Below are 8,405 nucleotides of genomic sequence, written 5' to 3'. Positions count from 1 at the left end.
CTGGGTATGTTTTTAGTGGTTAAAAACATTGTACCGTAAAAGGGCTGTTACATGGCCTTTTAACTTTTACACAATTATATGGACTTTATCTTTTAATACTTTACTATGGAAAAATTCATTCAAATTATGTAATATTATATTGATATGAAAACTATTGGAGGGAGAGCCAAATGTCTGAAGATACAAAAAAACCACGTATTCTAATTATTGAAGATGAAAAGAATTTAGCTCGCTTTGTAGATTTAGAACTTAAACATGAAGGGTATGAAACGGATATTCGTTATGACGGTCGGAGTGGCCTTGAAGCGGCCCTTGATGAAGATTGGGATGTGATTCTATTAGACCTAATGCTACCGGAATTGAACGGTCTTGAAGTATGTCGTCGAATTCGCCCGTTAAAAGATACCCCAATTATTATTATGACAGCACGTGATTCAGTGATGGACCGGGTTGCTGGTCTCGATCAAGGTGCAGATGATTATATCGTCAAACCTTTCGCTATTGAAGAATTATTAGCTAGACTAAGAGCTTTATTCCGTCGTATTCAAAGTGATGAAGAAAAACGCAATCAAGAACAACCAACGGTTCATTACCGCAATCTAACCATTGAAAAAGCAAATCGAATTGTTAAAAGAGGCAATGAAGTTGTTGATTTAACGAAACGAGAATATGAACTATTACTCTTCTTAATGGAGAATATCAATACAGTTATGTCACGTGAAGTATTATTAGATAAAGTGTGGGGTTATACTTCAGAAGTCGAAACTAACGTGGTAGATGTCTATATTCGTTATATTCGTAATAAACTGGATGTTCCGGGACAAGATAGTTATATCCAAACAGTTCGTGGCACGGGTTATGTAATGCGTGACTAATGAATACGACAAATCAAAAAAGCCATCGGCCCATTTCTTTAAAATGGAAATGGAGCTTTGTTATTAGTGTTGTAACGATTCTTATTGCATTTATTAGTTTATCTCGGTTCAAAGTAGTTATTGATCGTGCCGCACATCAAGCGGTTGAAAGTCATTTCCAAGTCATCTACGATGAAGCTTGTAATTTTCTAAGTGAATTTGATCATCCGTTTGTAAAAGAAAAGACAATTTTGTCTCCAGGCAATCAACCTAAACATCCGAATAATGAACTTGCGATTCAGTACTTGCAAGCCATAGATAGTGAATCGATCAATTTGCGATTATTTAATGATTTGAATCAACTTATTTATATGACACGTAATAATACAATTCCTTCGATTAATCACTCGGGTATTTTAACGAATACACATGTCAAAGGAGAAGATTATTTTGTTGCATTCCAACCGATTTATCATAAAGAAAGTGATATAAAAATTGGATCATTACAGATGATTGTAAAACCACAAGGAATGATTCAATTTTTAATGGCATTACAACGTTATTACTATTTAATTTTAGGTATTACTTGTGTTGCTTTTATTCTAATGGCAATAATTTTGAGCCATCGATTCTTAAAGCCATTAACTTCTCTTAATAGTGAGTTGGATGCGATTGAGGAAGAAAATTTATCTCAAATTCGTATGATGCGATTGTCTTCAAAAGACGAGTGGAGTGAATTAAATATTCATGTTAATTCATTATTAGATAAACTCGATAAATATGTAACGGGACAGAAACAATTTGTGGAAGATGTATCACATGAATTGCGAACGCCGGTAGCGATTGTTCAAGGACATCTTAAATTGCTAGATCGATGGGGCAAGGAAGACCCTGAGATTCTAGAGGAGTCCATTGCTTCAGCGCTGCAAGAAATTTCACGGATGCAACACCTTGTTCAAGAAATGCTTGACTTATCACGTGCCGATAATGTCAATATTGACTATAAAGACGAAATCACTGAAATATATAGTACAACCGAACAAGTATTTAATAATTTTAAGTTGATTCATGAAGATTTTGATTTTTATATGGATTCAGATATGGAAGGGCAGGATGTTTATGTTCAAGCTTTCCGCAATCATATTGAGCAAGTGTTGATTATATTGTTAGACAACGCAGTTAAATATAGTAAAGATCGAAAAGAAATTCATGTATCGGTCAGCAAGAGTGTGACACAAGTTGAAATAACGGTTCAAGACTTCGGAGAAGGTATGACTGAGAAGGATAAAGAACGTGTTTTCAGTCGTTTTTACCGTGTTGATAAGTCTCGTGTTCGAGAAAAGGGCGGAAACGGTTTAGGATTAAGCATTGCACAGCAATTGATTCGAGGATATAAAGGAGATATTCGTGTTGAGAGTGTCTTTGGTAATGGGTCAATTTTTTACATTACGTTGCCAATTATGACAGATTCTCGCCAGATTTACCGTCGTAAGCAAATTGCAGAAAGAAGAAATATAAAATAGGGTGATATGATGCGGATTGTTCCATTGAGGGCGCTTAAAGATAACTATATATGGGTGATGATACATGACGGCACTGCTGTTGTAGTAGATCCAGGTGAAGCGATGCCAGTATTGGACTATTTGAGTAGCCACTCTTTAGATCTTACACATATTCTCCTCACGCATAATCATGAGGACCATACAGGTGGAGTGAATGAAATTTTTGCCAAATATCCTCAAGTAGAAGTATTAGGACCTGTCGAGACGGATGAATTTAATACTCGAACATTACGTCAAGGTGATACGCTTGAAATATGTAATCAACCAGGATATGTGATGCACACACCAGGGCATACGATGGAGCACATTAGTTATTTATTAGGTCAACATCTGTTTTGTGGAGATGCGCTATTTTCGGCAGGTTGTGGTCGCGTATTTACCGGAGATTATGAAGCAGCTTATCGTAGTATGCAGTGGTTTAAACAACTATCGAACGATGTGCATATTTACGCGGGACATGAGTATACTATTACCAATTTGTTATTTAATCAGTCAATTTTCCCAAATAATCCGGTTTTAGAGCGTGAATTAAAACAAGCATGCAAATATGAGACGGAAAACATTCCTTCCTATCCGAGCTCCATTCAACATGAACGGACAATAAATTTGTTAATGATGGCGCCGACATTAGATCGTTTTATTCAATTAAGAAAACAACGAGACCAATTCTAAATTACAAAAATCCCACTTCATCTCGAAGTGGGATTTTCTTTGACTAATCGTCGTTGATTTAGCGCCTTTGTTTACCTTCATTACGGCGTGTCGAAGTATTTTTAGTTGGGACTAATCGCTGATTTCTTGAAGATGTTTCTTGTTGAACATTTACTTTACGTTTACGTTTGGTACGAGGTAAAGACTCATAGTATTCACGTTTTTCTTCAACCATGGCTTCAATTCTAGGACGTACTTGGTGATTGATATAGAGTTGTTGTACAATCATAAAGATCCCACCGGTTAAGAAATACAATCCTAGCCCAGCTGCTGAAGCCCAAGAAATCCACCCTAACATCAATGGATTCATTAACATCATCATTTTCGTTGTTTGCTGGGCTTGTGGGTTGGAAGAGCTGACGGTACTTTGTTTTTGCATTAACCAACCTTGTAGGAAATATGCTAAGACAACCAGTGCTACAATTAAGATGCTGCGTTTACCTAAGTGAATGCCTAAGAAGGAACTATTTGCAATTTCTTGGGAAGAGCGAATAGCAGCATAAACGGCTGTAATAAACGGCATTTGAATTAATAGTGGTAAACAGCCACCTAAAGTATCGCCAAACATATTAATGTCGTATTTTTTATGAACAGCTAAAAGTTCTTGTTGTAGCTGTGCTTTTACGGATGGATCTTGTGTTGCATCCATTTCAGCTTGAATTTCTTTTATTTCAGGTTGTGCTAATTCCATTTTTGCAGCGCTCATCATGGAACTTTTCGTCATTTTAATACTTGATGGTAGCATAAAAATACGAGTTAAAATTGTTACGATAATTATGGCAAGCCCATAATTTTTTTCGCCACTTGCATTAGTAAATAATCCGGCAATCCAATCTAATAATTGAATTGTTGGGCGGCCAATATATTCGAATACCCAACCGGTAGGCTGACCTGATGCATCGTATTTAATACATCCTACTAATACAAAAGATACAACGACTAAAGCAATCCATTTTTTATAATTCTTTTTAATCTTTTCCATATGTCACTCTCTCCATTTTATTCACATTGATTATCATATAGAATTTTAAAGCATATTTCAATCTTTAGAACAAATGAAACGACGAGTTAATCTATTTTATACGAAGAATGCAATTGAAGAAAGCTTTTGTTATAATAAGAAAGCATAATATTTAGAATTGAGGGATTGGATTGAGTTCAAAGAAATCAACATCAAAATCTAAAGTAAACCAACCTCATCGCTCGTATCTCTACATTGTGATTGGATTAATTTTAGCCTTTATGTCTGCAATTGCACTAATACATACAGGTTTTATGGGGATGCTAATTGTTAATTCATTTCGATTATTTATCGGGGAAGTCTACCCACTTGGATTATTTGCAATTGGTGCTTGGGGAATGATGATGGTATGGCGCAGTCAAATGGTCAATATTCCCATTAAAAAATTTATTGGTGGAACATTGCTATTAATATCTTTAACTTTATTATTTCATTTGAAAGAATTTAGTGCACAAGAACCGTTATCTGAAGGTATCTATCAGTTAACCTATACTATTTTTAAAAATGAATTTGTTATGGGTCAGTCACAATTATCATTAGGTGGCGGCATGATGGGTGCTTTTTTATATCAAACGATTAACTATCTTTTAGGTATTCAAGGTAGTATAGTTTTTTCATTTTTTTTATTTTGGATTGGATTGTTCTTGGTAGTTGGGATTGAAATATCTATGATCAAAAAATCAATTCAACACTTAGGCAGTCAAATTGGGAAACTATTTCAATCAGCAAATCAATCGATTCAGCAAGCTAGAAATGATTACCGCGATTCCTTTGACCGTTTTGAAGAAGTTGAAGAAAGTAATTCAACAGTACAAACTTCACTTGACACTACCACCGCGAATCCTGTAAAAAGTCATGAGGTGAATTCAGAATATAGATCACAGCCACCAGCCAGACCGAAGAATTCATTTAAGTTAAAAGATAAGTTAGAGCAATTATTTAAATCAAATGATTCTCAAGAACAAACGATAGATTATAGTTATCAATACGACTTACCAATGGCTATCGATCGACCTACTGAATTTGAACGATACACGTCAAAAGACCCGTTAGCATCGACGGCGAAGCGTGAGCGAGAAGAACGTCAGCTAAAAATCCAAAAAGAGCTAGATTTAGATTATTTTGATCAAATTAATCAATCTGAATCGGCGTGTAATCTCACTGGGACTTCACCGATGATTACTACGCATGGTAGAGAAACCATTTCTGAAATCTCACCAAATGATGGCAGTACAGGAGCGGAAAATCAGAGCAAACAACCGGTCGTGCAAGATAGTACAACAGTTTCAGAACAAGATATACCCGCTGATAGGACCTCTTTAACTTCATCGAAAGCGAACTTGTCTTCTGATTTAGTTGAAGAGCAGTCTGGGGTTAATCCAGTTAAGGACCACTCAGAACAATCTGCAGAACATTGGCAAAATAAATCTACAACTGTACAAAATACAACATCGGATGAACTGGATAATTTAATTGAAGAGAATTGCACCAGTAAATCGACAGTTTCTAAACCAAAATCTACGAAACAACCTCAAAGTTATCAATTACCAACGAAGTCGTTACTAAATAAAATCCCACCTGTGGATCAATCTGATGAATATAAACGCATCAATGAAAATATCAAAAAACTAGAAATTACTTTTGAAAGTTTTGGAGTGGATGCTAAAGTTGTTAAAGCAAATTTAGGTCCTTCTGTCACAAAATATGAGATTGAACCTGCAATTGGGGTAAAAGTAAGCAAGATTGTCTCTTTAGCGGACGATATTGCTTTGGCATTAGCAGCACGTGATGTACGAATCGAAGCACCGATTCCAGGCAAGTCACTGATTGGTATTGAAGTGCCAAATATCCAAGTAAGTCCGGTCTCCTTTTGGGAAATTATTGATCCGGCATTAAAATCGAATAAAATATTAGAAGTTCCATTAGGACGAGATATTTCGGGCTCGGTCTGCTTAGCGGATTTAAGTAAAATGCCGCACTTATTAATTGCGGGAGCGACAGGAAGTGGTAAATCAGTTGGAATGAACGTGATTATTACTTCTCTTTTAATGAAAGCCAAACCGGATGAAGTGAAATTCTTAATGGTTGATCCGAAAAAAGTTGAATTGACACTTTATAATGAATTACCCCATCTATTGGCGCCGGTTGTTACGAATCCGCGTAAAGCGGCTCAAGCTCTAAATAATGTTATTCAAGAGATGGAGCATCGTTATGAATTATTTGCATCAACCGGGGTTCGTAATATTGAAGGTTATAATGAAGCAATTGCTGAGCTCAATCAAACAGAGGGGACAGGGTATCAGCCACTTCCCAAAATTGTTGTCTTTATTGATGAATTAGCAGATTTAATGTTAGTGGCAAGTAACGAGGTCGAAACAGCCATTATACGGTTGGCTCAAATGGCCCGTGCGGCTGGAATTCATATGATTATTGCAACACAGCGACCATCCGTGGACGTTATTACTGGAATTATTAAGGCCAATATACCGAGTCGTTTAGCATTTGCAGTTTCAAGTGGAACAGACTCACGGACAATATTAGATGCCAATGGTGCAGAGAAGTTATTGGGCCGGGGTGATATGTTATTCCAACCGATGGGACGTTCAAAACCATTGCGTGTTCAAGGGGCCTATATTTCTGATGAGGAAGTCGAGCGAATAACAGACTATATTAAAGCTCAAAGTGAACCTGAGTATGATGAAAATATTATTGTGACGAAGGAAAGTATGGAACTAGCAGAGGCGTCGAGTGATGAATTATTCGACGAGGTTGTAGAATTAATTCAAGAGTTGGAAACCGTTAGTATTTCTCAATTACAACGACGTTTCCGAATTGGCTATAATCGAGCTGCACGACTGATCGATGATTTAGAAAGTTTGGGATACGTAAGTGCCCAAGATGGTAGTAAACCGCGTCAAGTTCTAATCAATTAATTTGCGTCATATGGTCCATCCATCATAGATTTTTTCGAATTGCTTTTTAAAAATGAATTGTTTATAATTAATTTATCAATACTTGGGAGGTATTTATGAAAAAATTATTGAAAGCATCATCTGTTGCATTAATGGCGGTAGCTGCTGTAGCTCCTACAGTTCAAGCAGCTGAAGATTTCTCAGCGGTTATCATTACGGATATCGGGGGAGTAGACGATAAGTCATTCAACCAAAGTGCTTGGGAAGGTATTCAAGAGTGGGGCGAAGCTGAAGGTAAAGAACGCGGTAAAGATGGATATGACTATATTCAATCTAATAGCGACTCAGACTTCGTAACAAACTTAAATAATGCAATTTCGGCAGATTTTGACTTAATTTTCGGAATCGGTTTTAAACTTGAAGCTGCAATTGATGATTTTGCACAACAATATCCAGATCGCCACTTCGCGATTGTTGACTCTGTAGTAGATCAACCTAACGTTGCTTCACTTACATTTAAAGACCATGAAGCATCATTCTTAGCAGGTGTCGCAGCGGCTTTAACAACTGAGACAGACCATATTGGATTTGTTGGGGGCGTTGAAGGATTCGTTATCGACCGTTTTGAAGCTGGATTTGTTGCTGGAGCTAAAGCGGTTAATCCAGATATCAACATCACTGTTGAATATGCGGGAAGTTTCGGGGATGCACCTCGCGGACGTCAAATTGCTGCAGCAATGTACGCTAACGATGTTGACGTAATTTTCCATGCTTCAGGTGACACAGGAAACGGTGTCTTCTCAGAAGCGAAAGATATTGTTGCAAATGACCCATCACGCAACATCTGGGTGATTGGTGTTGACCGTGACCAAGAAGAAGAAGGTATTGTAGAAGTTGATGGCGAGGAACGTCATTTAACATTAACTTCAACACTTAAAGCTGTTGGTGAAGCGGTGAAACAATTTACAATCCAAACACAAGAAGAAGGATTCGAAGGCGGCCATTATATTTATGGTTTAGCTGACGGCGGTGTAGAGTTAACTGAAGGTCAATTATCAGATGAAACTCTAGAAAAAATCGCTGAATACCGTCAACAAATAATTGATGGTGAAATTGAAGTTCCTGAAAAACCAGAATAATTAATAGACCTCACCTAGTGATTAATGAGACATTAATCTTTCTCTTGATTAATGTCTCGTTTTTTTGTATCTAAATAATGATAGTCATGAATAGAAAAAATATTTTATGATAGGGTGTCAAGCACAAATGAATATGTCCCGATTTTTGGGTTTTTAGCGTGTAACGAAAGAGGGTTAAAAACTACCGCGCTTCGCTCGCTTGGTTG

Annotated in this window: 6 protein-coding genes; 5 read left to right on the top strand and 1 reads right to left on the bottom strand. The window is 36.8% G+C overall.

Annotated elements, in window-relative coordinates:
• The first annotated feature begins 170 nt into the window (after positions 1–170).
• From CYJ57_RS07580 to gloB, 3 genes are read left to right on the top strand one after another with little or no spacing between them, the layout of a single operon-like run.
• Positions 171–875 carry a response regulator transcription factor gene (locus tag CYJ57_RS07580; protein WP_101954768.1) on the top strand — a complete coding sequence of 235 codons (705 nt, stop codon included), beginning with the start codon at positions 171–173 and terminating at the stop codon, positions 873–875.
• Positions 875–2,377: a sensor histidine kinase gene (locus tag CYJ57_RS07575; protein ID WP_101954767.1), complete on the top strand. Its 1,503-nt coding sequence runs from the start codon at positions 875–877 to the stop codon at positions 2,375–2,377. The genes CYJ57_RS07580 and CYJ57_RS07575 overlap by 1 nt, the downstream gene beginning before the upstream one ends.
• A gap of 6 nt (positions 2,378–2,383) precedes the next feature.
• A complete protein-coding gene (gene gloB, locus CYJ57_RS07570; RefSeq protein WP_244896610.1) occupies positions 2,384–3,088 on the top strand; it encodes a hydroxyacylglutathione hydrolase in 705 nt (234 codons plus the stop codon).
• Positions 3,089–3,146: 58 nt separating this feature from the next.
• Here gloB and yidC read toward each other — a convergent pair whose 3' ends face one another.
• On the bottom strand, positions 3,147–4,109 hold the full coding sequence (gene yidC, locus CYJ57_RS07565) for a membrane protein insertase YidC (protein WP_006701357.1): 963 nt from the start codon (positions 4,107–4,109) through the stop codon (positions 3,147–3,149).
• Between the two features lie 170 nt (positions 4,110–4,279).
• Between yidC and CYJ57_RS08060 the strand changes: the two genes are divergently transcribed.
• The gene (locus CYJ57_RS08060; protein ID WP_101954765.1) at positions 4,280–7,081 is read left to right on the top strand and encodes a DNA translocase FtsK; all 2,802 of its coding nucleotides are present in this window, start codon (positions 4,280–4,282) and stop codon (positions 7,079–7,081) included.
• Between the two features lie 95 nt (positions 7,082–7,176).
• Positions 7,177–8,199, top strand: coding sequence for a BMP family lipoprotein (locus CYJ57_RS07555; protein ID WP_101954764.1), 1,023 nt, complete (start codon positions 7,177–7,179; stop codon positions 8,197–8,199).
• Positions 8,200–8,405: the final 206 nt, after the last annotated feature.

Source organism: Falseniella ignava (assembly GCF_002847645.1).
GTDB classification, from domain to species: domain Bacteria; phylum Bacillota; class Bacilli; order Lactobacillales; family Aerococcaceae; genus Falseniella; species Falseniella ignava.
Note: the sequence above shows the minus strand (reverse complement) of the source record. Positions and strands in the feature narration are given on the sequence as shown.